Annotated in this window: 27 protein-coding genes and 1 tRNA gene; 22 read left to right on the forward strand and 6 right to left on the reverse strand. The window is 64.4% G+C overall.

All coding sequences use genetic code 11. The annotated features are described in order from the left end of the window. The first annotated feature begins 394 nt into the window (after positions 1-394). Together ACWGS8_RS00870 and ACWGS8_RS00875 are read left to right on the forward strand one after the other, a co-directional pair. Positions 395-1,006 (forward strand): hypothetical protein, encoded by a 612-nt coding sequence (locus ACWGS8_RS00870; RefSeq protein ID WP_454579178.1) that lies wholly within the window; start codon positions 395-397, stop codon positions 1,004-1,006. Beyond that, the gene (locus ACWGS8_RS00875; protein ID WP_454579179.1) at positions 1,003-1,248 is read left to right on the forward strand and encodes a hypothetical protein; all 246 of its coding nucleotides are present in this window, start codon (positions 1,003-1,005) and stop codon (positions 1,246-1,248) included. Before ACWGS8_RS00870 ends, ACWGS8_RS00875 begins: the two co-directional genes overlap by 4 nt. A 41-nt stretch (positions 1,249-1,289) precedes the next feature. On the opposite strand, the gene ACWGS8_RS00880 is transcribed toward ACWGS8_RS00875, so the two are convergent. Further along, positions 1,290-1,379, reverse strand: a tRNA-Ser gene (locus tag ACWGS8_RS00880). A 417-nt stretch (positions 1,380-1,796) separates the two neighbouring features. Between ACWGS8_RS00880 and ACWGS8_RS00885 the strand changes: the two genes are divergently transcribed. From ACWGS8_RS00885 to ACWGS8_RS00900, 4 genes are all read left to right on the forward strand, one after another. Beyond that, positions 1,797-2,468, forward strand: a complete 672-nt coding sequence (locus tag ACWGS8_RS00885; protein WP_454579180.1) for a 50S ribosomal protein L21 — start codon at positions 1,797-1,799, stop codon at positions 2,466-2,468. Positions 2,469-2,566: 98 nt separating this feature from the next. After that, positions 2,567-2,836 (forward strand): 50S ribosomal protein L27, encoded by a 270-nt coding sequence (rpmA, locus tag ACWGS8_RS00890; protein WP_095771984.1) that lies wholly within the window; start codon positions 2,567-2,569, stop codon positions 2,834-2,836. Between the two features lie 120 nt (positions 2,837-2,956). Then, positions 2,957-3,544, forward strand: a complete 588-nt coding sequence (locus tag ACWGS8_RS00895; protein WP_010912119.1) for a GNAT family N-acetyltransferase — start codon at positions 2,957-2,959, stop codon at positions 3,542-3,544. Positions 3,545-3,565: 21 nt separating this feature from the next. After that, positions 3,566-4,099 carry a GNAT family N-acetyltransferase gene (locus ACWGS8_RS00900; RefSeq protein ID WP_454579181.1) on the forward strand — a complete coding sequence of 178 codons (534 nt, stop codon included), beginning with the start codon at positions 3,566-3,568 and terminating at the stop codon, positions 4,097-4,099. A gap of 7 nt (positions 4,100-4,106) precedes the next feature. On the opposite strand, the gene ACWGS8_RS00905 is transcribed toward ACWGS8_RS00900, so the two are convergent. Then, a complete protein-coding gene (locus tag ACWGS8_RS00905; protein WP_454579182.1) occupies positions 4,107-4,976 on the reverse strand; it encodes an endonuclease/exonuclease/phosphatase family protein in 870 nt (289 codons plus the stop codon). A gap of 132 nt (positions 4,977-5,108) precedes the next feature. Between ACWGS8_RS00905 and obgE the strand changes: the two genes are divergently transcribed. From obgE to ACWGS8_RS00930, 5 genes are all read left to right on the forward strand, one after another. Further along, a complete protein-coding gene (obgE, locus tag ACWGS8_RS00910) occupies positions 5,109-6,140 on the forward strand; it encodes a GTPase ObgE (RefSeq protein ID WP_454579183.1) in 1,032 nt (343 codons plus the stop codon). 4 nt (positions 6,141-6,144) lie between these two features. Then, a complete protein-coding gene (gene proB, locus ACWGS8_RS00915) occupies positions 6,145-7,281 on the forward strand; it encodes a glutamate 5-kinase (protein ID WP_454579184.1) in 1,137 nt (378 codons plus the stop codon). A 3-nt stretch (positions 7,282-7,284) separates the two neighbouring features. Next, entirely contained in the window at positions 7,285-8,571 is a 1,287-nt protein-coding gene (locus ACWGS8_RS00920) for a glutamate-5-semialdehyde dehydrogenase (RefSeq protein ID WP_454579185.1), read from the forward strand. A 163-nt stretch (positions 8,572-8,734) separates the two neighbouring features. Beyond that, the gene (locus ACWGS8_RS00925) at positions 8,735-9,322 is read left to right on the forward strand and encodes a nicotinate-nucleotide adenylyltransferase (protein WP_454579186.1); all 588 of its coding nucleotides are present in this window, start codon (positions 8,735-8,737) and stop codon (positions 9,320-9,322) included. A 102-nt stretch (positions 9,323-9,424) separates the two neighbouring features. Beyond that, positions 9,425-10,717, forward strand: coding sequence for an MFS transporter (locus ACWGS8_RS00930; protein ID WP_454579187.1), 1,293 nt, complete (start codon positions 9,425-9,427; stop codon positions 10,715-10,717). 80 nt (positions 10,718-10,797) lie between these two features. On the opposite strand, the gene ACWGS8_RS00935 is transcribed toward ACWGS8_RS00930, so the two are convergent. Further along, the gene (locus ACWGS8_RS00935) at positions 10,798-11,649 is read right to left on the reverse strand and encodes a mechanosensitive ion channel family protein (RefSeq protein ID WP_454579188.1); all 852 of its coding nucleotides are present in this window, start codon (positions 11,647-11,649) and stop codon (positions 10,798-10,800) included. Positions 11,650-11,888: 239 nt separating this feature from the next. Here ACWGS8_RS00935 and rsfS point away from each other — a divergent pair, with 239 nt between their 5' ends. The 10 genes from rsfS to ACWGS8_RS00985 all read left to right on the forward strand — a co-directional run bounded on the left by rsfS (position 11,889) and on the right by ACWGS8_RS00985 (position 21,578). Next, a complete protein-coding gene (gene rsfS, locus ACWGS8_RS00940; RefSeq protein WP_454580103.1) occupies positions 11,889-12,269 on the forward strand; it encodes a ribosome silencing factor in 381 nt (126 codons plus the stop codon). Between the two features lie 83 nt (positions 12,270-12,352). Further along, a complete protein-coding gene (gene rlmH / locus ACWGS8_RS00945; RefSeq protein ID WP_454579189.1) occupies positions 12,353-12,835 on the forward strand; it encodes a 23S rRNA (pseudouridine(1915)-N(3))-methyltransferase RlmH in 483 nt (160 codons plus the stop codon). Between the two features lie 207 nt (positions 12,836-13,042). Continuing rightward, positions 13,043-14,413: a murein hydrolase activator EnvC family protein gene (locus ACWGS8_RS00950; protein ID WP_454579190.1), complete on the forward strand. Its 1,371-nt coding sequence runs from the start codon at positions 13,043-13,045 to the stop codon at positions 14,411-14,413. 1 nt (position 14,414) lies between these two features. Beyond that, complete coding sequence (locus ACWGS8_RS00955; protein ID WP_454579191.1) at positions 14,415-15,746, forward strand: S41 family peptidase; 1,332 nt, start codon at positions 14,415-14,417, stop codon at positions 15,744-15,746. Between the two features lie 190 nt (positions 15,747-15,936). Further along, on the forward strand, positions 15,937-17,118 hold the full coding sequence (locus ACWGS8_RS00960; protein ID WP_454579192.1) for a divergent polysaccharide deacetylase family protein: 1,182 nt from the start codon (positions 15,937-15,939) through the stop codon (positions 17,116-17,118). 30 nt (positions 17,119-17,148) lie between these two features. Beyond that, positions 17,149-17,670 carry an RNA pyrophosphohydrolase gene (locus tag ACWGS8_RS00965; protein WP_454579193.1) on the forward strand — a complete coding sequence of 174 codons (522 nt, stop codon included), beginning with the start codon at positions 17,149-17,151 and terminating at the stop codon, positions 17,668-17,670. Between the two features lie 126 nt (positions 17,671-17,796). After that, positions 17,797-18,942: an alanine racemase gene (gene alr / locus ACWGS8_RS00970; protein WP_454579194.1), complete on the forward strand. Its 1,146-nt coding sequence runs from the start codon at positions 17,797-17,799 to the stop codon at positions 18,940-18,942. Positions 18,943-19,216: 274 nt separating this feature from the next. Beyond that, entirely contained in the window at positions 19,217-19,639 is a 423-nt protein-coding gene (gene rnk / locus ACWGS8_RS00975) for a nucleoside diphosphate kinase regulator (RefSeq protein ID WP_454579195.1), read from the forward strand. Between the two features lie 2 nt (positions 19,640-19,641). Beyond that, the gene (locus tag ACWGS8_RS00980; protein ID WP_454579196.1) at positions 19,642-20,196 is read left to right on the forward strand and encodes a nucleoside-diphosphate kinase; all 555 of its coding nucleotides are present in this window, start codon (positions 19,642-19,644) and stop codon (positions 20,194-20,196) included. A gap of 125 nt (positions 20,197-20,321) precedes the next feature. Further along, positions 20,322-21,578 carry a D-amino acid dehydrogenase gene (locus tag ACWGS8_RS00985; RefSeq protein ID WP_454579197.1) on the forward strand — a complete coding sequence of 419 codons (1,257 nt, stop codon included), beginning with the start codon at positions 20,322-20,324 and terminating at the stop codon, positions 21,576-21,578. A gap of 99 nt (positions 21,579-21,677) precedes the next feature. Here ACWGS8_RS00985 and ACWGS8_RS00990 read toward each other — a convergent pair whose 3' ends face one another. Continuing rightward, positions 21,678-22,694 carry a threonine ammonia-lyase gene (locus ACWGS8_RS00990; protein ID WP_454579198.1) on the reverse strand — a complete coding sequence of 339 codons (1,017 nt, stop codon included), beginning with the start codon at positions 22,692-22,694 and terminating at the stop codon, positions 21,678-21,680. 100 nt (positions 22,695-22,794) lie between these two features. Between ACWGS8_RS00990 and ACWGS8_RS00995 the strand changes: the two genes are divergently transcribed. Then, a complete protein-coding gene (locus ACWGS8_RS00995) occupies positions 22,795-23,382 on the forward strand; it encodes a helix-turn-helix domain-containing protein (RefSeq protein WP_454579199.1) in 588 nt (195 codons plus the stop codon). 52 nt (positions 23,383-23,434) lie between these two features. On the opposite strand, the gene ACWGS8_RS01000 is transcribed toward ACWGS8_RS00995, so the two are convergent. Both ACWGS8_RS01000 and ACWGS8_RS01005 read right to left on the reverse strand, forming a co-directional pair. Then, positions 23,435-25,585, reverse strand: a complete 2,151-nt coding sequence (locus tag ACWGS8_RS01000; protein WP_454579200.1) for a phospholipase D-like domain-containing protein — start codon at positions 25,583-25,585, stop codon at positions 23,435-23,437. Further along, the gene (locus tag ACWGS8_RS01005) at positions 25,582-26,025 is read right to left on the reverse strand and encodes a hypothetical protein (protein ID WP_454579201.1); all 444 of its coding nucleotides are present in this window, start codon (positions 26,023-26,025) and stop codon (positions 25,582-25,584) included. Before ACWGS8_RS01005 ends, ACWGS8_RS01000 begins: the two co-directional genes overlap by 4 nt. Positions 26,026-26,114 lie beyond the last annotated feature (89 nt).

The raw sequence follows: 26,114 nt of genomic DNA on the forward strand, positions 1-26,114 counted from the left end.
ATGCGCCCGGCACGCATCCAGAAATTGCTCGCGAAGTTCACGCTGCACCCGTATGCGGAGCCCGGCATCCTTCATGAGGCGGGAGTGTAGCCAATGGATACACAAATGAATAGCGGTTTGTGATAGTTAAACATGCCGGCGAGCCAGAGATGTTTTTTCCATAAATAAATTCAATTACGCTCAAGCCTACTTCGCCGGCGTGTTCCCGAGCCACATTTGGCACGAAGGATCGTCGCCCGCGTGGGCCGAGACGCCCTGCGGCTCAGGGGCGTCAGCCCAGAGCCTGACCCGTCGCGCCGTAGCGAAGCGAGGCGGCAGGGACGCGCGCGTCAACTTGCTACTGATCGACAGATCATTAATGGCTACACTGCGGTCACCAACCAGGGGGGGCAGGATGACCGAAAAGAAGGATGCGCCGAAGATTGCGATTCTGGGTTGGGGGTCTCTTGTCTGGGACGAACGGCCAGAGTTCGACCAGCATCACGAAGAGTGGCTCCCGGATGGCCCTGTTCTGAAACTGGAGTTCTCTCGCATTTCCGAGACCCGCAAGGGCGCGCTCACACTCGTGATCGATAGCGAGAACGGCTCCGGCTGCGTCAGCGCATATGCGATCAGTACCCGCAAGAATCCTGATGACGCGATCGCCGATCTGCGCTGCCGGGAAGGCACGGTCATGAGGCGGATGGGATTTTACTTTCGTGACGGCAGCCGGACCTGCGAGCCGGACGTCCCGGATACGATAGCCCCCTGGGCCGCTGAGAAGGGATTCGATGTGGTGATCTGGACGGGGCTGCCAGGCAATTTCAAGCGGGAGACGGGCAAGGACTTTACCGTCCCGAACGCGATCAGCCACCTCCAGTCGCTAACGCCCGCGGGCAAAGCGCTGGCAGCGGCGTATGTCTGGCGCGCACCGGATTTTGTGAAGACGGAACTGCGGGCGGTGCTCCAGGTTGCGCCATGGTTTCCTGCGCCGCAAGCTGCCGCCGACGCGGAGGATGCTGGATGAAGATGGCGGCAGGAGCCTGGACACCAATCCAGAACCGGCCCGAACCTGGCCGCTCCTATCTGATCTGCGCCACCTACGGCGGCGTGCAGACCTGCGATGTCGCCTTCTATAACGGCACACGCGCCGACGGCTCGCACCGGTGGACGCTCGGAATGGCAAATGGCACCGCGGTCAGATTTCTCATGCCGTCGCATGCTGCCCAGATCAATAGCATCCTACATGATGGGCTTTTTGGCGGGTAAGTTTTGCCAGTTTCTCTAACTTATTGATATTATTGGCGATATGGCGGAGAGGGAGGGATTCGAACCCCCGATGGGCTTGCACCCATGCCGCATTTCGAGTGCGGTGCATTCGACCACTCTGCCACCTCTCCGCGGTCATGGTCGGCCGTTGCCGGCGCGGCGCACTAGATAACGGCTGAACGGGCAGGTTACAAGGCCAAATCCACCGATATTTGGCTTGTCATCCGGCCTGCGGGGCAAGCACCTGAGACAGGGCAGGTCTTTGCTGCCGAACCCATGCGGTTTCAGCGGCCAACCACGCATCCTCGTCGTCAGGCGATGGCAACGCCGGGCGGTGAGATTGACATGCCCGGTCTTTGCCGGCCAATGGCAGTCTTGCCAATGACCGTTTGCCTTGACTCCACCGCAACCTTCGGTTAGGGACAGCGCGCAATCGGCGTGGAGGGTTCTTCCGCGCCGCTTGTTTTTTGAACCCGCAGACTGACAAAAAGACGGCCGAACCGCCTCAGGCGGTTCATCGAGGCCGACCGAACAGCGAAAGGCAAAAAATGTTCGCAGTCATTAAAACGGGCGGTAAGCAGTATCGCGTTGCCGCCAACGATCTCCTGAAGATCGAAAAAGTCGAAGCCAATGTCGGCGATATCGTCGAGATCGGCCACGTGCTCGCGCATGGCGAGGGCGAGAACGTCACGTTCGGCGCGCCGTTCGTCGATGGCGCTCTGGTCACCGCCGAAGTCGTCGAGCAGGGCAAGAACCGCACGGTCATCGCTTTCAAGAAGCGCCGCCGTCAGAATTCGCGCCGCAAGATCGGCCATCGCCAGCTTTTGACCACCGTGCGGATCTCCGAGATCCTGCTGGGTGGCGCGAAGCCCGCCAAGAAGGCCGCCGTGAAGGCGGAAGCCAAGGCTGAAATTGCTGCCGACGCTGCTCCGAAGGAGGCCAAGGCCAAGAAGGAAGCTGCCCCCAAGGCAGACGTGACGGCCGAGACCGCCGCCGCGCCGCTGTTCAAGGCGCCGAAGGGCGAGCCGGACGACCTGACCGTGATCAAGGGCATCGGCCCGGTCGCCGCCAAGGATCTCAACGAGCAGGGCATCATCACCTTCGCGCAGCTCGCCAAGCTGACCGACAAGGATGTCGCCAAGATCGACGAGCACATGCCGTTCAGCGCCGATCAGATCAAGGACTGGCGCGAACAGGCCAAGGAACTGGCGAAGAAGTAGTTTTTCCGGCGAAACATCCGCCGGATCGGACTTGAAACGGAACGCGAACGCGTTCATAAGGCCTTTTAGGCGCCTTGCGGCGCAACGGAGTTAGTTAGATGGCACACAAGAAAGCTGGCGGCTCGTCGCGCAACGGTCGCGACTCGCATTCCAAGCGTCTGGGCGTGAAGAAGTTCGGCGGCGAAGCCGTCATCCCGGGCAACATCATCATTCGTCAACGCGGCACGACCTGGCATCCCGGCGTCAATGTCGGCATGGGCACGGATCATACCCTTTTCGCGCTCGAATCCGGCGCCGTGACGTTCAACAAAAAAGCCAATGGCCGAACCTACGTATCGGTCAACCCGATTGCCAAAGCCGCGGAGTAGCCGGTTCCGCACTAGAACACCGGCACCCATCTCGGGAACCGGTGTCTGGCAACGCCAGGAAAAGGATCAGGGGAGATGGGTTTCCATCTCCCCTTTTTCTTGTGCCTGGAGGACTTTGAAATGGTTGCCGAAGCGGAAGACTCAGAAGACGAAAGTTACGCGATAGACTGCCCGGTGCTGGTCACCGAGCGGCTGGTGATGCGGGCGCCGCGCGAGAGCGACATCGCGCAACTGGTCGAGCTTGCCGACAACCGTCATGTCGCCGAAATGCTGGCGCGAATGCCACACCCCTATGGCGAGGCCGAGGCGCGGGCATTCCTGGCCATGACGCGGTCGCGCCGCGCCGGCATCGCCTATGCCTTGACGCTGGCCGGCACCGACACTTTCGTCGGCTGCGCGGGCCTCAACACCACCGATCGCGGGCTGGAACTCGGCTACTGGATCGGCGAACCCTACTGGAAGCGCGGCTATGCGACGGAGGCCGCCCACGCGCTGGTCGACCTCGCCTTCCAGAAGACATCGGTCCAGGTGCTGCATGCCTCGACGCGGGTCATCAATCCGGCCTCGCGCCGGGTGATCCACAAGTGCGGTTTCCAGTATGCCGGCCAGGGCATGCTGAACTCGATCGTCGCCGGCCAGGTGCCGGTCGAGCGCTACAGGCTGGATCGCAAGACTTGGACGAGCCTGCGCAACTGGGTGCATTTTTGATGGACGGCGCCGGGCAAGCCAATGGTCGATGACAGCAACGATATTGAAACGATCGAGATCGCGCCGATAGCGCCCGATCACATCGAAAGCTTCCATCGCGCGCTTGATCTCGTGGCGCGTGAGCGGAAGTATCTGTCCTTCCTCGAGGCGCCGCCACTGGACCAAACCCGGCGCTTCGTATCGGACCGTATCGCGGCAGGCGATCCAGGTTTCGTCGCCGTTGTTCGTGGCGAGGTTGTCGGCTGGTGCGATATCTCACGCCATGACCGGCTCATCTGTGCCCATCGCGGCAGCCTCGGAATGGGGATTGTTGCCTCCCATCGCGGGCGTGGCCTCGGACCGCGGCTTATCAATGTGACCTTGGCGCAGGCACGCAAGGTGGGCCTTGTCCGCGTCGAGCTGTCCGTACATGCCGACAATGTCCGCGCCGTCGCTCTTTACGACAAGGTCGGGTTTGTCAGGGAGGGTGTGCAGCGCGACGCTATCCGTATCGACGGGCAATATGGCGATACGATCATGATGGCGATCGTCGAACGCGAAAACGCAGCCGGATGAAGAGCCATCAGCTCATTTCGACCCACACGGGCAGGTGGTCCGAACCCGCTGCTTTCCGGTCGACCCACAGGCGCTTCAGCGATCTGGCAAGCGACGCGCTGGTGAAGACATAGTCGATGCGCTTGTGGCGGCTGGTGTTTGCCGGGTCCTTGGGGTCGACCCAGCTGGCGAGATCGTCGCCGGCAACGTTGAGGCGCACGGCGGCATCGACGGCGAAGTCGGCGGTCAGCGGCATGCCGAATTCATGGTCCGGCCGGCCGGCGAGTTCGATATATTCGGGCGAGCCGGCCAGCATGTTGAAATCGCCCATGGCCACAAAAGCCTCGGGATGCGGCAATTCCGGCAGGCCGATCTCGGCGACGCCGGACAGCGCACCGCCTTCGAGCGCATAGTTCAAAAGGCGCCGGCGCAAGAACTGGATCTGCCTGGTGCGTTCGACCGGGCTGCGGTGATCAAGATGGATGGAATAGAAGCGAATGAAACCAAGCGGCGTCTCGATCAGCCCTTCCAGCGCGCCGCGCTGGAAATTCATCATCTCGAAGCTGCGGCTGCGCGGCAAAAGCAGGTTGCGCGACAGATGAATGGGCGTCTTCGACAGCATCATGTTGCCGAGCTGGAAGGTGGTGGTGATGGCGCGGCCGTTCTCGATGCGCGAGCCGATATTGGCCTCGAAATTGCTACCATAGACGGCGAAATAGTCAGGCAGCGCCTCGCCGATCTCGGCGACCATGTCGCGCCCGCCATTTCTAGGATTGTTGCGGGTGACCTCCTGCAGTGCAACCACGTCGGCGCCGCGCACGGCGTCGGCGATACGCTCGACATCGTATTGCCCATCGAGGCCGATGCCGTACTGGATGTTGTAGGTTACAAGCTTCATAGCAACATGTCTCCGGCCGACCCCACGCGGCCATTGTCATAAAACGGCCTCGCCCTTGACCGCGCCTTGGTTTAGAGCAAGGCCCAAGGTTTAGAGCAATGCCGCAAGGCCAATAAAAGAAACTGCAATCCCATGAAATTTCTCGATCAGGCCAAGGTCTATGTCCGCTCCGGTGACGGGGGCGCCGGTTCGGTGTCGTTCCGGCGCGAGAAGTTCATCGAGTTCGGCGGGCCGGATGGCGGCGACGGCGGCCGCGGCGGCGATGTCTGGCTGGAAGCGGTCGACGGGCTGAACACGCTGATCGACTATCGCTACCAGCAGCATTTCAAGGCCAAGACCGGCGTCCACGGCATGGGCCGCAACATGACCGGTGCCAAGGGCGCCGACGTCACGCTGAAAGTGCCGGCCGGAACGCAGGTGTTCGAGGAAGACAATGAGACGCTGATCTGCGACCTCACAGTGGTCGGCCAGCGCTTCCTGCTCGCCAAGGGCGGCAATGGCGGCTTCGGCAACCAGCACTTCAAGACCTCGACCAACCAGGCGCCGCGCCGCGCCAACCCCGGCCTGCCCGGCGAAGAGCTCAACATCTGGCTGCGGCTGAAACTGATCGCCGATGCCGGGCTGGTCGGGCTGCCCAATGCCGGCAAGTCGACTTTCCTGGCCGCCGTCACCGCCGCCAAGCCGAAGATCGCCGACTATCCGTTCACGACGCTGTATCCCGGCCTCGGCGTCGCCCGCATCGACGCGCGCGAATTCGTCATCGCCGATATTCCCGGCCTCATCGAGGGCGCGCATGAGGGCGTCGGCATTGGCGATCGCTTCCTCGGCCATGTCGAGCGCACGCGCGTGCTCTTACATCTGGTTTCGGCGCAAGAGGAAAACCCGGGCAAGGCCTACAAGACCGTGCGCGCCGAATTGGAAGCCTATGGCCACGGGTTGACCGACAAGGTCGAGATCCTGGCACTCAGCCAGGTCGACACGCTCGATGCCGATGAACGCAAGAAGAAGGTCGCCTCGCTGAAGCGTGCCGCAGGGCGCGCGCCTATGCTCTTGTCCGCCGTCACCGGCGAAGGTGTCGAGGCCGCGCTGCGGGCGCTGATGGCCGTCGTTGCCGAGGCGCGGGCGCAGATTGCCGCCCCGGTCGAGACGCGCTGGGAAAAGTAAGGCCATGCAGTCGCTGAAAAAATACCGGCGCATCACCGTCAAGATCGGCTCGGCGCTGCTCGTCGACCGCACGAGCGGCCTGAAGCGCGACTGGCTGGACTCGCTCGCCGACGATATTGCCGTGCTGGCCCAGGGCGGTGCGGAAATCCTCGTCGTCTCCTCCGGCGCCATCGCGCTTGGCCGTACCATCCTTGGCCTTGGCAAGCGCGCGCTGAAGCTCGAGGAAAGCCAGGCGGCGGCGGCCGTCGGGCAGATCGCGCTCGCCGGCGCCTGGTCGGATGCGCTCGGCAGGGGCGCCCTGAAGTCGGGCCAGATTCTGCTGACCCTTAGCGACACCGAGGAGCGCCGCCGCTATCTCAATGCCCGCGCGACGATCTCGACATTGCTCAAGATGAAGGCGGTGCCGGTGATCAACGAGAACGACACGGTGGCCACCTCCGAAATCCGCTATGGCGACAATGACCGGCTGGCCGCGCGCGTTGCCACCATGATGGGCGCCGACCTTCTGGTGCTGCTCTCCGACATTGACGGGCTCTACACCGCGCCGCCGGCGCGCGACCCGCAAGCCAGATTCATCCCGGTGGTCGACCGCATCACGCCCGACATCGAGGCGATGGCGGGGGCTGCCGCCTCCGAACTGTCGCGCGGCGGCATGCGCACCAAGCTCGATGCCGGCAAGATCGCCACCGCCGCGGGCACCGCGATGATCATCACCTCGGGCACGCGGCTGTCGCCGCTGATGGCGATCGAGCGCGGCGAGCGCGCCACCTTCTTCCGACCGAGCGCCAATCCGGTCAAGGGCTACAAGACCTGGATCGCCGGCCAGCTCGAACCGGCCGGCCGGCTGACGGTCGACGCCGGCGCCGTCGGTGCGCTCGCATCGGGCAAATCGCTGCTGCCGGCAGGCGTCAAATTGGTCAGCGGCAATTTTTCGCGCGGCGATACGGTGGCGATCCTGTCGCCCGAGGGCCGGGAGATCGCGCGCGGGCTGGTTGCCTATGATGCCGCCGATGCCGTAAGGATCGCTGGCCTGAAGACGGCCGAGATCGAAACCGTGCTCGGCTACGAAGCGCGTTCGGCGATGATCCACCGCGATGATCTCGTGGTGAGTCACGCGGGAGGCGACATAAGCGGAGGATGAGCCATGCTGAAGCTGCATGAAAAATCCGGGGATGACACCGTGGCGCTGATGGCCGATATCGGCCGCCGTGCCCGCGCTGCCGCTCGACCGTTGGCCATCGCCTCCACTGCCGCCAAGAATGCCGCGCTGCTTGCCATGGCAGACGCGATCCTTGCCCGCGAGCAGGACATTATCGACGCCAATGCCATCGATGTCTCGAATGGCGAGGAGTCGGGACTGTCTGCCTCCTTCATGGACCGGCTGAAGCTCACTCCGGCGCGCATCCGCGCTATCGCCGACGGCATCCGCGAAATCGCCGAACTCAAGGATCCGGTCGGCGACGTGATCGCCGCATGGCAACGGCCGAACGGCTTGCGGATCGAACGCGTGCGCACGCCGCTCGGCGTCGTCGGCGTCATTTATGAGAGCCGGCCGAACGTGACGGCGGATGCCGGCGCGCTCTGCCTCAAGGCCGGCAATCCGGTGATCCTGCGCGGCGGCTCGGATTCGCTCAATTCGTCCGCTGCCATCCATGCCTGCCTGGTGGAGGGCCTGAAGGCCGCCGGCCTGCCGGAAGATGCCATCCAGCTGGTGCCGACCACCGATCGTGCCGCCGTCGGCGAGATGCTAAAGGGGCTAGGTGGTGCGCTCGACGTCATCATCCCGCGCGGCGGCAAAAGCTTGGTCGGCAGGGTGCAGAGCGAGGCGCGCGTGCCGGTCTTCGCCCATCTCGAAGGCATCTGCCACCTCTACATCGACCGCTCCGCCGATCTCGACATGGCGGTGAAGATCGCCGTCAACGCCAAGATGCGGCGCACCGGCGTCTGCGGCGCCGCCGAGACGCTGCTGGTCGACCGTGCGGTGGCGTCCACGCATCTGGTGCCGATCCTCGATGCCTTGCGCGCGGCCGGCTGCGAGATCCATGCCGATCAAGAGGTGCTGAAGGTGTTTTTCGACGCCAAGCCGGCGACCGACGCCGACTGGGTGACCGAATATCTCGACGCCATCATCGCGGTGAAGCTGGTCGACGGCATCGGTGGCGCGATCGAGCATATCGAGACCTTCTCCTCGCATCACACCGAGGCGATCATCGCCGAGGATCCCAAGGCCGTGGAACGGTTCTTCAACGAGATCGATTCGGCGATCCTGCTGCACAATGCCTCGACGCAGTTCGCCGACGGCGGCGAGTTCGGCATGGGCGCCGAGATCGGCATCGCCACCGGCAAGATGCATGCGCGCGGGCCGGTCGGCGTCGAGCAGCTGACCTCGTTCAAATATCGCGTGCGCGGGTCGGGACAGGTGAGGCCTTGAGCGCTCCCCTTACCCTCCCCCTTGTGGGGAGGGTGGCGAGCGCAGCGAGCCGGGTGGGGGAACGACGCTGAATTCCGCGATACCCCCACCCCGTTCCGCTTCGCGGATCGACCCTCCCCACAAGGGGGAGGGTGAGAACGCCGTTTCTTCCCGCTATCTCCGCATGCCGCATGCTGAGAAAGGCCTGGCCGTCGGCCTGTTCGGCGGCTCGTTCAATCCGCCGCATGCCGGCCATGCGCTGGTCGCCGAAATTGCGCTCAGGCGCCTGGCGCTCGACCAGCTTTGGTGGATGGTGACACCGGGCAATCCGCTGAAGAACACGAGGGAATTGGCGCCGCTGGCCGAGCGGCTGCAGCTGTCCGAGCAGATCGCCAGGAACCCGAAGATCAAGGTCACCGCCTTCGAGGCGGCGCATCATGTGCGCTACACCGCCGACACGCTGGCGCTGGTCAAGGCGCGCAATCCCGGCGTCGATTTCGTCTGGATCATGGGCGCGGACAGTTTGCGCGATTTCCATCGCTGGCAGCGCTGGCGCGAAATCGTGCTGACGTTCCCGATCGCGGTCATCGACCGGCCAGGCGCGACGCTGTCGTTCCTGTCATCGGTCGTCGCCAAGACGTTCGACTATGCCCGCATCGACGAAGGCGACGCGCCGCTGCTTGCCCGCATGCAGGCGCCGGCCTGGACCTTCATCCACGGCCCGCGCTCCTCGCTGTCGTCGACCGCGATCCGCAAAATGGCGAAGGGTTAGGGCCCGCACGGATCTTCCTTCTCCCCTTGCGGGAGAAGGGAAGACCACCGATGTCGTTTTTGCGGGGGCTTTTCGCCGCCGCATAGGCGATCTTGTCTGAACATGGTCACTCCCGTGAAGCACCATACCAAAATCGATCCGGAGCACGGCAGCGCGCCGACGCCGCTGATCGCGATTGCCAGTGTCATCGCGTCGATGGCGCTGATCGCCATCGGCAACGGGCTGATGTTTGCCTACATCCCGGTCCGGCTCGGCGTCGAGGCCTTCGATCCGACCTGGGCCGGGCTGATCGTCACCGGTCTGTCGGCCGGCGGTCTTGCCGGCTGCATCCTGACCGGACCGCTGGTGCGCAGGGTCGGCCATGCCCGCGCCTTCATGGTGCTGTCGGCGCTGATCGCGCTTTCCAACGCGGCCATCGGAGCCGGTCCGCACCCCGTGCTGTGGATCGGCGCGCGCGCCCTCTACGGCTTTGCCATATGCGGCCTGTTCATCGTCGCGCAGAGCTGGCTGAACGATGCCGTGGCCAACGCCATACGCGGCCGGGTGATGGCCTTTTTCTACGTCGCCTATGTCGCCGGGCTCGGCGTCGGCTATGCGACGCTGGCGCTGGTCGACATCAAGACCGCGGACGCTCCCTTGATAGGCATAGTCTTCACCGCTTTGTCGATCCTGCCGGTCGGCATGACGCGGCTGGCGCAGCCGCCGGCGCCGCAGGCCGCCTCGGTGGCGCTGCGCCGGGCGTGGCGGATTTCACCGGTCGGCGTTGCCGGCATGCTGGCGGTCGGTGGCCTGTCGATGTCGATTTCCGGTTTCGCGCCGATCCATGCCACGGCCAAGGGCTATAGCCAGGCCGATGTGGCATTGCTGCTTTCGGTGATGCCGCTCGGCACGCTGATCCTGCAGCTTCCCTTCGGCTGGATTTCCGACCGCACCGATCGCCGCTACGTGCTGATCGGGGCGTCCGCGCTGGCCGCCGCGGCCGGCATGCTGGCGCTCGGCTTCGACGGCGGCGCGCTGCCGGCGCTGCTGGTGATCTATGTCTTGTGGGACGGCGCTTCGGAATCGATCTATTCGCTGTCCAGCGCGCACGCCGCCGACCGCGCCGGCAAGGACGATATGGTGGCGCTGTCCAGCTCGCTCCTGTTTGCCTGGTCGCTATCGGGTTTCATCGTGCCGGGCATCGTGACGGCGCTGTCGGCGGTCTTCGGCACACAGGCCTTCATCTATGTGGCTGTCGTCATCGCCTGCGCCTTCTGCCTGTTCGTGCTGTTGCGCGTGTTCACCACACGGGCCGCCACCGAGACCGGCAGCTTCGCACCGATGACGGCGCAGGCGCCGCTGCCGGTGGAACTCGCCTATGCGCCGGACGAGATCGCAGGCCGGGCCAAGGACTGAAGGCTGTTTCTCTTCGCAAGGCCGTAGGGAAACGCTACTTGCCTTTCCCGGGAAAGCGCTCGGGACGCCCCCGCAATCGCCTACTGCTTGCGGGCCTCCGGCGCCGGCGCTTCCGGCGGCGGCAGCGGGATGGAGATGCCTTCTGCGTCAAAGGCCTGCTTTGCGCGCTTCGTCATGTCGATATTCGTGGAGAAGTAGTCGGCGGCCGAAGTCCAATAGCGCAAGGTAAGCGAAACGGTCGTGTCGCCGAGGCTGGCCACGAAGGCGACGGGCGCTGGCTCACGACGGATGCGCTTCTCGGCGCCGGCAATGGCAAGCAATGTTTTCTGGGCGCCGTCGATGTCGTTCCACGAGCCGATGCTCAAGCCGATGTCGGCGCGGCGCACGCCGTTGCGCGAAAAATTGCGCACAGGCTGGTTCCACAGCGTCGAATTGGGCGCCAGTATGTAGACGCCGTCGGGGGTCCTGAGCCTGGTGGCGAACAGGCCGATTTCCTCGATCGAGCCTGATATGGCGCCGACCTCGACGGATTCGCCGATGCGGAACGGCCGCAGCGCCAGAAGCATGATGCCGGCGGCGATGTTCTGGAGCGTGCCTTGCAGCGCCAGGCCGATGGCAAGGCCGATGGCGCCGATCGCGGCGATGATCGAGGCGGTCTGCACGCCGAACTGGCCGAGCACCATGATGACGACCAGGATCAGGATGGCGTAGCGGACGATCTTGGAAAAGAAATGTCGCAGCGTCGCGTCGAAACCATGGATATGGCCGAGGCCAGCAAAGATCGAGCGCTCGGCGAGGCCGGCGACGATGTAGCCGACCACCAGCAGGATGATGGCGCCGATGGCCGAGAAGGAATAGGAGACGATCAGCGTGCTGAGCTGCGCCAGGCCGGCCTGGACGGTGAGAAGGGTGTTTTGCGGGTCGATCGGCATGGCGGGATTCCGGTTGGTCGGTCAGCCGATAACCCATGCCAGACGGCTGGGTTCCGATCTTTTTTGCGCCCCGCATGGAACAAGCGGGCAACCGGCGAGTTCGCGTGAGTTGGGGCTGCGTCTTGAAACTGCAACGGAACTCTGCCTATTTAAGTGGTGTCACCTGCTTTTGAGGTGATTTGGTTGTTCTTGCTGCGAAAGGAAATACACTGAGAACAGCACTGCGGAAGAAGGCCGACATCGTGCCTTCGCCGGCCGGGATCAGCGTAAACGACGCCGTGTCCCGCGCCATCGACACAGTCCTTGCCAGTCTGGAAGACTCCAAGGCCGAAAACATCGTCTCAATCGACATTCAGGGGAAATCGAGCCTCGGCGACTACATGGTCGTCGCATCGGGCCGATCGCACCGTCATGTCTCGGCTGTCGCCGACCATCTCCTCAAGGCGCTCAAGGATGCCGGCCTCGGCACGGCGCGCGTCGAGGGGCTGTCCGGCGCGGACTGGGTCCTGATCGATTCCGGCGATATCATCGTCCATGTCTTCCGCCCCGAAGTCCGCGAATTCTACAATCTCGAAAAGATGTGGCAGGCGCCGGATCTCGAGGAAGAGACCCTCCACTGAGCCGCCTTGTTTTGATGCATGTCATTGCCCAAAACCGCCTCCCACTTTTGGGTGACATGCATTAGCGGCTTATAGAGGCGAGGATGAAGATTTCAGTTCATGCCGTGGGCCGAATGAAAGCCGGCCCCGAGCGGGAGTTGGCCGACCGCTATTTCGAGCGCTTCGCCAAGAGCGGGCCTGCGGTCGGGCTCGAATTCGCCGGGATTGTCGAGATCGCCGAGGGCCGGTCGCAGAGCGCTATCGAGCGCCAGCGCGACGAAGGCTCCCGACTGCAGGCGCAGCTGCAGCCGGGCACGGCGCTGATCCTGCTCGATGAGCGCGGCAAGAGCCTTTCCTCGCAGGATTTAGCCAATCGCATCGGACAGTTGCGCGATGGCGGGCGCAAGGCGCTGGTGCTCGCCATAGGCGGCGCAGACGGCCATGATCCGCCGCTGCGCGACCAAGCCGATCTGGTGCTGTCGTTCGGCGCGCTGACCTGGCCGCACCAGCTGGTGCGGGTGATGCTGGGGGAGCAGCTCTACAGGGTGGCGACGATCCTCTCCGGCCACCCCTATCATCGCGCGTGAGCCTGCCGCTAGAGTTGCCGCCAGCGGTGATTCGTCGCCCATTGCCCGGATTTCCGCCCCAATGCCGCGCCAGACTCAAAATCTGTCGTTCTGATGCACGCCGTTACCCCAAAACGGGGACCACTTTGGGCAACATCCATTCGGGGACCGGCTCGTCAAACATGGTTGATGATTCGTTAACGAAGCCGCGGATAGTATAGATCGCGAATGTCTGAAGGCTGGAAATCGACACCGAGCCCAACAGGGGGCTCCTGGCGCGCGCGCTGCGGCATCGCGGTGACGGCGATCCTTTTGTCGTTCCACGCGGCGCGAGCCGAGAACACGCTCGACATGGCGCCCGATCCCGACCAGAGCCGGGCCGAATATGAGCAGGTTTCCAAGGAAATAACGCTGTCGTCGGAACGGCTTGCCAAGCTCGCCGCCGATATCGCCGCGGTCAAGAAGGACCATGCCTCGATCACCGCCGCGCTGATCCAGTCGGCGATGACCGAGCAGAAACTTGGCCAGGACATCGAGGACATCGGCGCCAAGCTGGAAGGGCTGAAGGACCAGCAACAGAAAATCCGCGCCTCGCTGATCGCGCGGCGCGACGTGCTGGCCGAAGTGCTGGGCGCGCTGCAGCGCATGGGGCTCAACCCGCCGCCGGCGATCCTGGTCAAGCCGGAGGACGCGCTGTCGTCGGTGCGCAGCGCTATCCTGCTCGGCGCCGTGGTGCCGGAATTGCGCCAGCAGACCGACAGCCTGCTGGCCGACCTCAAGGAGCAGACCCGAGTGACGGCCTCGATCGAGGCCGAGCGGGCGCGGCTGACGGACGCCGTCGGCGAGCAGGTGGCGGAAAAGAAGCGGCTCGGTATGCTGCTGGAAGCCAAGCAGAAGCTCGAGGCCGATACGCAGGCGCAATTGGCGGCCGAACAGCAGCGTTCCGAGCAGTTGGCGGCCAAGGCCTCCAGCCTGAAGGACCTGATCGCCTCGCTCGAAGCGCAGGCCGACAAGGCCCGCAAGGCCGCGGATGCCGCAAAGGCAGCCGCCGCGGGCCAGCCGGGTGGCGTTCAGACCACTGATGGAAACGATGGCGGCGACAAAACCGCATCGCTGGCGTCACTGCCGGTTCCCGAAGGCAACCGGCTCACCGCAACGGCCCCCTTCTCGGCGCTGCAGGGGACGATCGCGCTGCCGGTCACCGGCCGCATCAAACGCCGGTTTGGCGCGGACGACGGTAACGGCGCAGTGATGCTTGGTGACATGCTTGCGACACAATCAGGAGCCATCGTCACGGCTCCGGCGGATGGGAATGTGCTTTATGCGGGGCCGTTTCGCTCTTATGGTCAACTCTTGATCCTCAATGCCGGCGACGGCTATCATGTCGTTCTGGCGGGGATGAGCAGAATCAGCGTCGTGACTGGCCAGTCGGTGCTCGCAGGAGAGCCGGTCGGCGCGATGGGAGAGGCCCGGGTGGCAAGCACCTCGGTTTCGAAGAATGGAAATGCCACACCGGAACTCTATGTCGAGTTCCGCAAGGATGGAAAACCCGTCGATCCGGCCCCATGGTGGGCGGACCGTTTTTCTGGAAGGACGTGAAATGATGCGGAAACTGTCGCTTCTGTTTGCCGGTGCGCTGATGGGCGCATCCGCCATGAGCCTTGTCTATGGGGCTCCTGGCTCGTCGGCGAACGCTGCGGGATCGGAGACCTACAAGCAGCTGGCGATCTTCGGCGACATCTTCGAGCGGGTGCGGGCACAATATGTCACGCCGCCCGACGACAAGTCGCTGGTCGAGAACGCCATCAACGGCATGCTTTCCTCTCTCGATCCGCACTCCTCCTACATGAATGCCGAACAGGCGCAGGACATGCGCGTGCAGACCAAGGGCGAGTTCGGCGGCCTCGGTATCGAAGTCACCATGGAGAACGACCTGGTCAAGGTGATCACGCCGATCGACGATACGCCCGCCGCCAAGGCTGGCGTGCTGGCCGGCGACTACATCGCCAAGATCGACGGCGAAGAGGTTCGCGGCCTGACGCTCAACGACGCGGTCGAGAAGATGCGCGGCCTGGTCAACACGCCGATCAAACTCACCATCCTGCGCCAGGGCGCCGACAAGCCGATCGAGCTGACGGTGGTGCGCGACATCATCAAAGTCAAGGCGGTCAAGTTCCGGGTCGAGAACGACATCGGCTACATGAAGATCACCTCCTTCACCGAGAAGACCTATGACGACCTCGAGAACGCCATCGACACCATCAAGAAGCAGGTGCCGGATGACAAGCTCAAGGGCTATGTGCTCGACCTGCGCCTCAATCCGGGTGGCTTGCTCGACCAGGCGGTGAGCGTGTCCGATGCCTTCCTGAAGCGTGGCGAGATCGTCTCGACGCGCGGCCGCGATCCGAAGGACGTCACCCGCTTCGACGCCAAGCCGAAGCAGGTCGACGACGTCAACGGCAAGCCGATGATCGTGCTCGTCAATGGCGGCTCGGCCAGTGCGTCCGAAATCGTCGCCGGCGCGCTGCAGGATCTGCGCCGCGTCACAGTGGTGGGCACGCAGTCCTTCGGCAAGGGTTCGGTGCAGACCATCATTCCGCTCGGCGAGAATGGCGCGCTGCGGTTGACGACGGCGCTCTATTACACGCCGTCGGGCAAGTCGATCCAGGGCAAGGGCATCACGCCCGACATCAAGGTCGACCAGCCGCTGCCGCCGGAACTGCAGGGCAGGGACCTGACGCGCGGCGAGTCCGATCTCAAGGGCCACATCAAGGGCGCCGACGAGAGCGCGACCGGCTCGGGCTCGGCAGCCTATGTGCCGCCGGATCCGAAGGACGATCTGCAGCTGATCTTTGCCGAGAAGCTGCTGCGCGGCGAGAAGACCGATCCGGCCTTCCCGCCCAATCCGGAAAAGGCCGTGCTCAACCAGTAACGGTATGGTCGGCCGGTCTGGCCGCCCGAACCAAGCAATGCGATGCTGCCGGGACCGAAAGGTTCCGGCAGTTTGATTCGGGGAGGCAAGATCAAGCCTCCGGATGCGGCGCCAGGGGCGCCAGGGTTTGATGAATTCGCGCATGTCACCGAAGGGATCGCCTTCGCAACCATGCGCCCCGGGGACAGGCTTGGCTGATATCGGCAAGGACATCGAACGCCCGCTTGGACAGACCGTCCGGGCGCCGCGCGCTGCCCGCAAAGGCAGCACTGGCGTGGTCGCATCGACCGTTATCGTGCTGGCGCTGGTCGGCGTCTCGGCCGCGATCGCGCTCAGGGAAAAGCCGTTCCGCAGGCCGCAAGAGGTCGCTGTTTCGACGCCGAAAGTAACGGCTGCGGCCGAGCCCGCCGCCGCGCCATCCGCTCTGGCCCCAGTCGCGGCGCCAAAGGTCGAAACGCCGTCCAAGACCGGTGGTCCTCAGATCATCCATGTGCAGAAGGAGCAGGGCGATGGTCCTCCGCAGGCCGCCATCGTCATCCGTGATCCATCGAGCGTTGGGCAGAACCTGAAGATCGCGCATCTTCCCGACAAGGCCCTGATCGAAGCCAGCGACACCGGACCACTGCCGATACGCTCCGCCGATGGAAGGCGGCCGTTCGATGTCTATGCGCGGCCGTGGTCCGGCGCGCGCGGGGCGCGGGTGGCGATCGTCATCGGCGGGTTAGCCGTCTCGCAGACCGGCACCCAGGCTGCGATCGCCAAGCTGCCTGCGGAAGTGACGCTGGCCTTCGCGCCGCAAGGCAACAGCATCGGCCGCTGGATGCAGGCCGCCCGGCAAGGCGGCCACGAGATCGTCATGCAGGTGCCTCTCGAACCGTTCGACTATCCCAACGTCAACCCCGGCCGCAACACGCTGACGGTGGCGGGGAGCGCCGAAGAAAACCTCAAGAATCTGCATTGGGCGCTGTCGCGGACGACGAACTACACCGGCGTCATGAACTATATGGGCGCGCGTTTTTCGGCCGACACGGCGGCGATGGAGCCATTCATGGCCGAACTCGGCAAACGGGGTCTTGCCTATATAGACGACGGCTCATCGGCGCGCAGCCTGGCGCCAGACCTCGCGCTGAAGGACGGCGTGCCCTTCGTCGCCGGCGATACGGCGATCGACGCGGTGCAGGATCGCGGTGCCATCCTGAAGAAACTCGACAGTCTGGAAGCCACAGCGCGGGCCAAGGGCACTGCCGTCGGCATCGGCTCGGCCTTCGACCTGACGGTCGACACCGTGTCGTCCTGGATTGCCGAGGCCAGGAAACGCGGCATCGAGATCGTGCCGATTTCAGCGGTGGCGGTCGATCCGCAAAAGGGTTAGCCATCGCAAGATAGCTGGAGAGACTGACTGATGCCGACGACGAAAATGGTCGACCGTGAAACGCTGCCCTATCGCCCCTGTGTCGGGCTGATGATCCTCAATGGCGAGGGTCTGGTCTGGGTCGGGCATCGCATTGCCGAACCCGACAGCGAATTCGCTGGCACGACGCAGCTCTGGCAGATGCCGCAGGGCGGTATCGACAAGGGCGAGGAGCCGCTGCAGGCGGCCGAGCGCGAGCTTTATGAGGAGACCGGCATGCGTAGCGTCTCGCTGCTTGCCGAAGCGCCGGACTGGATCAATTACGACCTGCCGGACCACCTCGTCGGCATTGCTTTCAAGGGCCGGTATCGCGGCCAAACGCAGAAATGGTTCGCCTTCCGCTTCCATGGCGACAGCAGCGAGATCCAGATCAATCCGCCACCGGGCGGCCACACCGCCGAATTCGACAAATGGTCGTGGCGGCCGATGCAGGACCTGCCCGACCTGATCGTGCCGTTCAAGCGCAAGGTCTATGAAGACGTGGTGGCGGCGTTCAGCCATCTGGCGCGTTAGGTCGTTGTTTTTTGTGCATGTCGTTCTCCCAAAACCGGGGCCACTTTTGGGCGACATGCATTGATCACGTCGAGGTTGCCGCGCCGGTAGCGGGGTCGTATTGATGGCCGGTGCTATGAGGTCGCCATGAACGACGCCGTCAACCCGACTGCTGCGAAAACCGTCACCGGTTGGCCGGTCAGCGAGGCGGCGGCTGGCGCGATCCTGACGATCGATCTCGGTGCGATCCGTGAAAACTACCGGCGGCTGAAGGCGCTGCTGGGCGGCGTGCCCTGCGCCGGCGTGGTCAAGGCCAATGGCTATGGCCTCGGCGCGGCCCAGGTGGCGGCGGCCCTGACCCGGGAAGGCTGCGACATCTTCTTCGTCGCGCTGCTGGCCGAAGGCATCGCGCTGCGCAAGGCGGTCGGGGCCGGCCCGGACATCTACGTGCTGAACGGGCTGCCACCAGGCTCCGAACCGGAAGCGGTGGCGGCCGGCCTTTGCGCGGTCATCAACAGCGGCGCGCAGTTGAAGGCCTGGCGCGCGGCGGCGCACGACGCTGGTCGCCGGCTCCCGGTGGCCATCCAGGTCGACAGCGGCATGTCGCGGCTCGGCATGGCGCCGGCCGAAGTCGAGGCGCTGGGCGGGGATAGCAGTGCGTTCGACGGCATCGATGTCAGATATGTGATGAGCCATCTGGCCTGCGCCGACGAGCCGCGCCATCCCGCCAACGAACAGCAGAGGCTGGCCTTTGAACGGCTGCGCGCCATGCTGCCCCGCGCGCCCGCCTCGCTCGCCAATTCTTCCGGCATCTTTCTCGGGCCGTCTTATCACCATGACCTCGCCCGTCCCGGTGCGGCGCTCTACGGCATCAACCCGACGCCCGGCGAACCCAATCCGACCCTGCCTGTCGTGCGGCTGCAGGCCAAGGTGGCGCAGACGCGCCGCGTCGAAAAGGGCGCCGGCATCGGCTATGGCCACAGCCATCACGCGGACGGTCCGCTGAGCCTGGCGACGATTTCGTTCGGCTATGCGGATGGTTGGCTGCGCCGCTCCGCTTCGGCGGCGTGGTTCCAGGGCGTGCGCCTGCCTTTCCTCGGGCGCGTGTCGATGGATTCGATCATTCTCGACACATCCGCCCTGCCGTCCGGCAGGCTGCGAGAGGGCGATCTGGTCGAGCTGCTCGGTCCCTGGCAGAGCGTCGACGATGCTGCCGGCCACGCCGGCACCATCGGCTATGAAATCCTGGCCAGCCTCGGCCCGCGCTTTCACCGCCACTATGTCGGCGGTTGAGCGGTTTGGCCGCGCTTGACAAGCGGGCGCCTGTCGGCAAGGTTCGGGGCATGAGCAACCTCGCTTACACCAGAACCTTGTTCAGGGTCTGCCCGATCGCGGGATCGTAGCCCCGGCGCGGCCGCCTTCTGGCGTCCGTCCGTATCGGGGCATCAAACATCCAGAACCGCCATCACGCCGTACAGCCCTTCGCGGCTGCCGGCCCTTCATCACGCCGCCACCAGTGCGGTGGCAAGCGCGCATCCATTCGATGCGCCGATCCATGAGGTTTGCCATGCAACATGCAACAGGACCGCGTCCATCGAGCCGAATTCTGATCAGCGACACCGACCATGACAGGTTGACCGGCCTGGCGAGAGCCTTGCTCGACCGTGCTCCCGAGACGGCCGAGGAGCTGCTCTTCGAAATGGACCGCGCCGTCATCACGGAGGCAGCGGCGATGCCGGCCGACGTGGTGCGCATGGGTTCGATCGTGACGGTCCGCGGCGAAGGCGGAGACACCCAGCGCATCATGTTGGTCTATCCCGGCGAGGCCGACATTGCCGAAAACAGGATCTCGGTGCTGACGCCGATGGGAACGGCGCTCATCGGGGCGGCGATCGGGCAGGCGGTGTGCTGGAGCAGCCGTGGCGGCCGTGAACTGTCGGTGACTGTCGAAGCGGTCGACACGCCGGCCTCCGGCCCACAGCGGCGCTAATCGTGGAAGCGGTGATGAAGAGCACGAATTGCTGTCTGACGACGAAGGATTGCGCCGTCCTCGAAGTCATGCTGGCGCGCCGGCGAGCATTCGCGGATCCGATCGTTCACATGCTCGAACACAAGCTTTCAAGCGCCGATATCGTGCCGATCGATGCGGTCGGCCCCGATATCGTCACGCTGAACAGCAGGGTGGTGTTCAGCATCGATGCCGGTCACCCCGAGACGCGCACCCTAGTGCAGAACGAGGTGCGCGGACCGGTCGGCTCCAGCCTGTCGGTGGCAACCAGGCGTGGACTCTGCATGCTTGGCATGGCGCAGGGCCAAACGGATTTGATCGAGCACGCCGACGGCCGGCGGGAGTCGATCCTGATCAAGGCCGTGCTTTACCAGCCGGAAGCTGCCCGGCGCGCGGTCAGGCAGAAAGACCGGGCCGACGGGCGGCGACCGCAGCGGCTCACTCTCGTCCACAGCGCCGCAGACGATTGGCGGCCTCTTGGCGAGACGGCCGGAATGCGGCAGACAGAAGACGACGACCCCGGTCCCTCGGCGGCGTGAATGGGCAACAGCGTATGGTTCTCGAAAATCGACATCGATTTTCATTTGGGATCATGCGCAAATCGAGAAAATGCGGTCGCGTCCACGGGCGTCCTGAGGATGCGCGGCGCGGCAAGGAGTGAACGATGCAGATCATGGTGCTGGGCGGCGGCGTCATCGGGGTGACCACGGCCTATTATCTTGCCGAGGCCGGCCACGAGGTGACGGTGCTCGACCGCCAGAAAGGCCCGGCGCTGGAAACCAGCTTTGCCAATGCCGGCGAGATTTCGCCCGGCTATGCCTCGCCCTGGGCCGGGCCCGGCATTCCACTCAAGGCAATCAAATGGCTGTTGATGAAGCATGGCCCGCTGGTGGTGCGGCCGGCCTTCGATCCGCATATGTGGACCTGGCTGGTCAAGATGCTGCGCAACTGCACCGCCGAGCGCTATGCCATCAATAAATCGCGCATGGTGCCGCTGGCCGAATACAGCCGCGACACGCTGAAGGCGCTGCGCGAGGCGACCGGCATCAGCTATGACGAGCGCACCCAGGGCACGCTGCAATTGTTTCGTACGCAAAAGCAGCTCGACGGTACCGGTGGCGATGTCGATGTGCTGAAGAAATATGGCGTGCCCTACGAGGTCCTCGACCAGGACGGCTGCATCGCGGCGGAGCCGGCGCTGGCAGGTGTGCGCGAGAAATTCGTCGGCGGGCTGAGGCTGCCGCATGACGAGACCGGCGACTGCAAGATGTTCACCGAGAAACTGGCCGAGCTCTGCGTGGCGCGTGGCGTCAAGTTCGAATACGACACGACGATCTGGCGTGTCCTGCGCAGCCGCAACCGCATTGCCAACCTCAGCACCAGCAAGGGTTTTAAGGCTTCCGAAGCCTATGTGATGGCGCTGGGCAGCTACTCTGCCGGCTTCATGCGCCGGATAAAACGGTCTATCCCGGTCTATCCGGTCAAGGGCTATTCGATCACTGTGCCGGTCAAGGATGCCGCCCTGGCACCGGTGTCGACCGTGATGGACGAAACCTACAAGGTGGCGATCACCCGGCTGGGCGACCGCATCCGCGTCGGCGGCACGGCCGAGATTTCAGGCTTCGATCTCAGGCTGCACGAATCGCGGCGGCGCACGCTCGAACATTCGGTCGGCGATCTCTTCCCGGGCGCCGGCGCCATGCGCGAGGCGACCTTCTGGTGCGGCCTGCGGCCGATGACGCCAGACGGGCCGCCGCTGATCGGCCGCACCGAGCTCTCCAATCTCTTCCTCAACACCGGCCACGGCACGCTCGGCTGGACCATGGCCTGCGGCTCGGCAAAGGTGCTGGCCGACATCATGTCGAACAAGGTGCCCGACATCGATGCCCGAGCGCTGGCGCAGGAGCGCTACCTGAAATAGCGGGCGAAACAAGAAAGGTGCGGCAAGCACGCCAAGGCCGAGCGGACCTTGATCATTCGATATACGGCGAGACGTTCACGGCCACCTGCGGCAGTCGCTCTATGGCCTGTCTTTTATCCACTCCGAAAACGCTTTGGGCGGCACATTCGACCCGCATATCACCGTCACCACACGCTTGCCGCGGTAATGCGAGGCGTCTTCCAGGATGGCCGCGATGCCGAGAGCCGCCGAGGGCTCGACCACAAGGCCGGCGTGCTTATGCAGCAAGCGCATGCCCGCCTTGATGCTCGCTTCCTCGACGAGCGGCACGTGATCGGCGACGGCGAGCAGGTCCTCAAGGACCGCCGCGATCGGGAAACGGCCAGCGACGCCGTCGGCGATCGTGTCGGTGCGTTCCGTGGTGACGACCGATCGCGCCCGCCAGGACAGAGCCAGGGCGGGTGCTCCGCTGGGTTGGATGCACACCACCTCCGTTGTCGGCGAAAAGCTCTTGACGACGTGGCCGACGCCGGTGGCCAGAGCGCCGCCGCCGAGTGCGAGCAGGATCGTGTCGATGCGATCGCCCCCTTCCATGAGTTCCAACCCGATGGTGGCCGCTCCTTCGCAGGTGTCGAGGTTTTCGCTGTCCTCAACGAGCAAGGCCTTGTCGCCGGCCGCGATCTCGCGGGCGCGCTGTCGCGCCTCTTCGATGTCGCCTTCGACCAGTTCGACGGCGGCCCCGAGCCGACGAATGCTATCGATCTTAGCGGGATTGGCGCTCGTCGCCGCAACAACAGTGACGCCAAGTCCGCGCGCTCGGCCGCTATGCGCGAGCGCCTGCCCGAGATTGCCGGCGCTGGCGCAGACCGCGGTCTTGCGGCCTGGGCTGCTTGCCAGACCGGACATGACGACCTCGGTGCCACGGCCCTTGAAGCATCGGATCGGGTTTGCCGTCTCAAGCTTGATGATGATTTCGCAGCCCAGAACGTCGCCAAGCGCAGGACAAGCAAATTGGGGCGTGTCGCGAAACACCGATGAAATTTTCTCCCTAGCTGCCAGAATGCGGTCGAGGTCGAGCCTTGTGCCTGGTTGCTGGACGTCAGGGAATGCCGCGGATCTTTCGGCGACAGATCTCATGGAATAGTCCTTTGATATTGTATTGGTGCAGCGCAAGGTGTGCGTTATAGCGCATGAAGCGGCTGTGCGCTATAGCGCACAAATGCGAGGTCAGTCTTAAATGAAGCCCATAAGTCCTGTCGAAACGGGGAAGCTGCTGAAGTCGATCAGGCACGAGCTTGGATGGAGCCTTGATCAGACCGCGGGGCAGACCGGCGTGAGCAAGGCAATGCTGGGCCAGATCGAACGCGGCGAATCCACGCCGACCGTTGCGACGCTTTGGAAGATCGCGACGGGCCTGCAAGTTCCGATGACCGCCCTGCTCGAGCCGGCCCGAGAAGAAGGCGATGTGCTGCTCTTTCGTGACGCCGCGAATCTGCGGGTGCGTCCGGCGCCGGAAGGAATGCAGCGCGCCTTGTTGTTCCCTTATGAGGCTCGGTTCGGATTTGAACTCTACGAACTGGCCTTCGCTCCCGGTTTTGAGAGTATATCGGAACCGCATGACGTTGGAGTCGTGGAGCATGTGACCGTCCAGCGCGGCACGGTCGAATTGCTGGTCGGGGAAGAGTGGAGAGAGCTCAGGGAGGGGCAGTCGCTACGGTTCCCTGCTGACCGCCGCCACGGCTACCGCAATCGGACCCAGATCGAGGCTCTCGTCATGGACTTGATCCACTATCGGTTCATTCCGCAGAACGTCGCGGGCCTGTGAAGCGCTAGAAGGCACCAGCGTTCCCAATAAAGCGCGGCCGGACGATCCCGCATCAGAACGCCTGCCTGACCCAGGCCTCGTCGAACAGCAGCCGGTAGGCCCACGGGATCGTCACGTTGCTGGAAACCGGATTCGAGTGGGCGAAATAGTCGTCATAGATCGGCTTCATCCTGACGTAGAAGGCGGGATCGAGCACCATCATGCCGTTCTCTGAATCGTGGAAGAAGCTGCGGTTGTTGAGGTTGACCGAGGAAATGGCGACCAGCCTTTCGTCGATCATCATGATCTTGGAATGCAGCACCACGTCGGGCGCCTTGAACTCGCGGATGTTGATGCGGTCGCCATATTTCTCGACGAACAGCTTGTTGAGCGCGGTGAGGAACTTGCCGCCGATGTCGCCCTTGAGGTCGATGCGGCCGACAACGTCGATCCTGACGCCGCGGGCGAGCGCCCGGTCAAAGGCCCGGGCGAGGCTCGGCGTCAGATTGAGGTAGGGGTTGACGATCTGGATATGCTGCCGGGCGGCGTCGACCAGTTCGACGAAATAGTCCTCCAGTGCATGGCCGTCCTCATAGGGCACCGAAATGAAATGCCGGGCATTGCCCCGGGGGCGGCCATCTCCACGGACGGGGATAGAGAAGGGGCGGGCCAGATTGGTGTCGGCGTCGCGCAACCATATTGTCGACAGATGCGCGGCGAGCGTCTCGACCGTCGCCCTGCCGGCGAACTCGATGTCGAAGTCGCTCCAGTTCGAATAGTAGTTCAACGAAAAGCCGTCGGTCTTGCCGTATTGCTGCAGGTCCGGATAGCGCGACAGGTCGATCGGACTATGGAACAGGAAGCCGTCATGGATGTTGCGGCCGCCGATGATGACGCGCGAGCGCGCGGGGTCCAGCGCCAGCGTCGCCAGCATCTTGATATGATGGGTCTTGTGCAGCTGTGAGATCTGCTCGTCGATCGGCGCGCCGTGATCGGCGCGCCAGCGGTATTCCTGCAATTCGACATTGGGGAACTCCGCCGCCAGCCGGTGCAGCATGGCGTCGTCCTTTTCACGCTCCAGCACGTCGGTGACCAGAATGCGCACCTTGGTGCCAAGGGCGGCATGATGGCGGATCAGCCGCTCGATGATGCGGCCGGAAAAGTCCGCCTTGAACTCCAGCGAGGACAGATAGATCAGCTTCAGCGTTGGCGCCCTGGAGAAATCAAGCGGCAGCTCCGGGTCGCCCTTGTCTATTGCCGCGTCGGACAGCGTTGCGCCCATCAGCGCCTCGACCTTGGCGTTGAAGCCGTCGCGCGACTTGCGCAGCAGCCCAGGCTCGCCGATCGGCAGGGCGCAGGTCTGCGACAGCCACCGGCTGGCATAAAAGACGCGCTCGAGCGCGTCGAGGCCGGCGCTGTCGGGGACCGGGCAACGCTCATAGCGGCTGTCGAAGCTGGCGAGAGCCGCATCGGCGGTCTCTTCGCGCCGGATGGTGAGCGGCGCCCCGGCCGGGACAAGGCTGGAGCGGATCCTTGCCGTGCAGCGGTTCAGGCTGTCACTGGGAAACAGGCTGACCGTGTCGTCCTCGCCCGCCAGGCGAAAGCGAAATGCCGCGCCGGCGGCGATGGTGCGCGAGGCGCCGGCGGCGCGGATCGCCAGAGGACCGTCGCAGGTGGCCTCGATCTCGGCCGGCTGCTCACCGGCCTGGCGCACGGCGATCTCGGTGCTGCGCGCCTGCAGGCCGGAGAAATCGAAACTCTTGGGGGCCGAGGGCCGCGCCGCCGCATCGATGTAGAGCGCCTGCCGCGACACCCGCCAGCGTCCCTCGAAATGACCCTCGCCGATGCCGCCATTGGCCGGCGGCAGATGCGCCCTGGCGAGCGGTCCGGCCAGTTGCTGCAACGTCGAATAGGTCGCCTGGAAATCGCTGTTCTGGACATCGCGGCGGTTGCGCCCGAACGGGCCGGTGCCGTTGGCGCGGTCCATGGCGCCGAGCTGATTGTGGGCGAGCAGCGCCAGAAACCGCCTCTCGTAGTCGCTGGCGCCGGCATCGCCAAAAAACTGCGACGCCGCGACCTGCGGCCCGGGCGTGTCGGCCGACAGAGACGGCCGCGCACAGGCCTCTCCCGACAGGAGATCGCAGGCATTGCGGCCAGTGCCGGCACAACCGGCAAGGGCGGTCAGCCCGACGAGGGCAAGGATGATGAATGCGTGGCGATTCACCCGGTGGCTCCGGCCTTCATGGCACGCAACTGCGCCGGGTCGCGGGGTGGCATGAAGCCCTGCGGAAATACCTTGCAGACGGGGATGGCGAAGGTAGCGATCAGCAATTCCGCCTCGCCGCGCATCTTGCGTGGCGCCGTCTTGTCATCGCGGATTGCCCTGGCGGAGGCGACAAGCGCGCCATCGCAATCGCAATGATTGTGGCGGGCGATGTAGCAGGCGTCGTGGGTCTGGCACACCGCGTCGAGGCGGTCGACCGGCCGCGCCGACAGATCGCCGGTGCGGGTACCAGGGCCGCAGTAATTGCCGAAGACGAAAGGCGAGGGGCGCGCCATGGCGTTGCGGATGGGCTTGGGCAATTCGGCTTCCGGCACTTTTGTCCACGGATTGGCGCAGGCCGAAACGAAAACCAGCGGCAGGATGGCAAGAACGGCTCGCATTTTTTCCGCGCCAGCTTTCTGAACGATTCCCCACCGGCGGCCTGCCCGGCGACCGCACGCCTGATGCCACACTGGCCGGTTTTGTGGCA

This window comes from Mesorhizobium sp. 43Arga, from assembly GCF_053714255.1.

Coding starts and splice junctions, on each gene's coding strand:
- ACWGS8_RS00895 (WP_010912119.1), top strand. CDS start 2,957: ATGGTTGCCGAAGCGGAAGACTCAGAAGACGAAAGTTACGCGATAGAC.
- rpmA (WP_095771984.1), top strand. CDS start 2,567: ATGGCACACAAGAAAGCTGGCGGCTCGTCGCGCAACGGTCGCGACTCG.
- ACWGS8_RS00870 (WP_454579178.1), top strand. CDS start 395: ATGACCGAAAAGAAGGATGCGCCGAAGATTGCGATTCTGGGTTGGGGG.
- ACWGS8_RS00990 (WP_454579198.1), bottom strand. CDS start 22,694: ATGAGATCTGTCGCCGAAAGATCCGCGGCATTCCCTGACGTCCAGCAA.
- ACWGS8_RS00935 (WP_454579188.1), bottom strand. CDS start 11,649: ATGCCGATCGACCCGCAAAACACCCTTCTCACCGTCCAGGCCGGCCTG.
- ACWGS8_RS00985 (WP_454579197.1), top strand. CDS start 20,322: ATGCAGATCATGGTGCTGGGCGGCGGCGTCATCGGGGTGACCACGGCC.
- ACWGS8_RS00905 (WP_454579182.1), bottom strand. CDS start 4,976: ATGAAGCTTGTAACCTACAACATCCAGTACGGCATCGGCCTCGATGGG.
- ACWGS8_RS00965 (WP_454579193.1), top strand. CDS start 17,149: ATGCCGACGACGAAAATGGTCGACCGTGAAACGCTGCCCTATCGCCCC.
- ACWGS8_RS00875 (WP_454579179.1), top strand. CDS start 1,003: ATGAAGATGGCGGCAGGAGCCTGGACACCAATCCAGAACCGGCCCGAA.
- ACWGS8_RS00925 (WP_454579186.1), top strand. CDS start 8,735: ATGCCGCATGCTGAGAAAGGCCTGGCCGTCGGCCTGTTCGGCGGCTCG.
- ACWGS8_RS00950 (WP_454579190.1), top strand. CDS start 13,043: ATGTCTGAAGGCTGGAAATCGACACCGAGCCCAACAGGGGGCTCCTGG.
- ACWGS8_RS00930 (WP_454579187.1), top strand. CDS start 9,425: ATGGTCACTCCCGTGAAGCACCATACCAAAATCGATCCGGAGCACGGC.
- ACWGS8_RS00955 (WP_454579191.1), top strand. CDS start 14,415: ATGATGCGGAAACTGTCGCTTCTGTTTGCCGGTGCGCTGATGGGCGCA.
- ACWGS8_RS01005 (WP_454579201.1), bottom strand. CDS start 26,025: ATGCGAGCCGTTCTTGCCATCCTGCCGCTGGTTTTCGTTTCGGCCTGC.
- rlmH (WP_454579189.1), top strand. CDS start 12,353: ATGAAGATTTCAGTTCATGCCGTGGGCCGAATGAAAGCCGGCCCCGAG.
- ACWGS8_RS00900 (WP_454579181.1), top strand. CDS start 3,566: ATGGTCGATGACAGCAACGATATTGAAACGATCGAGATCGCGCCGATA.
- proB (WP_454579184.1), top strand. CDS start 6,145: ATGCAGTCGCTGAAAAAATACCGGCGCATCACCGTCAAGATCGGCTCG.
- rnk (WP_454579195.1), top strand. CDS start 19,217: ATGCAACATGCAACAGGACCGCGTCCATCGAGCCGAATTCTGATCAGC.
- ACWGS8_RS00885 (WP_454579180.1), top strand. CDS start 1,797: ATGTTCGCAGTCATTAAAACGGGCGGTAAGCAGTATCGCGTTGCCGCC.
- alr (WP_454579194.1), top strand. CDS start 17,797: ATGAACGACGCCGTCAACCCGACTGCTGCGAAAACCGTCACCGGTTGG.
- ACWGS8_RS00995 (WP_454579199.1), top strand. CDS start 22,795: ATGAAGCCCATAAGTCCTGTCGAAACGGGGAAGCTGCTGAAGTCGATC.
- obgE (WP_454579183.1), top strand. CDS start 5,109: ATGAAATTTCTCGATCAGGCCAAGGTCTATGTCCGCTCCGGTGACGGG.
- ACWGS8_RS00920 (WP_454579185.1), top strand. CDS start 7,285: ATGCTGAAGCTGCATGAAAAATCCGGGGATGACACCGTGGCGCTGATG.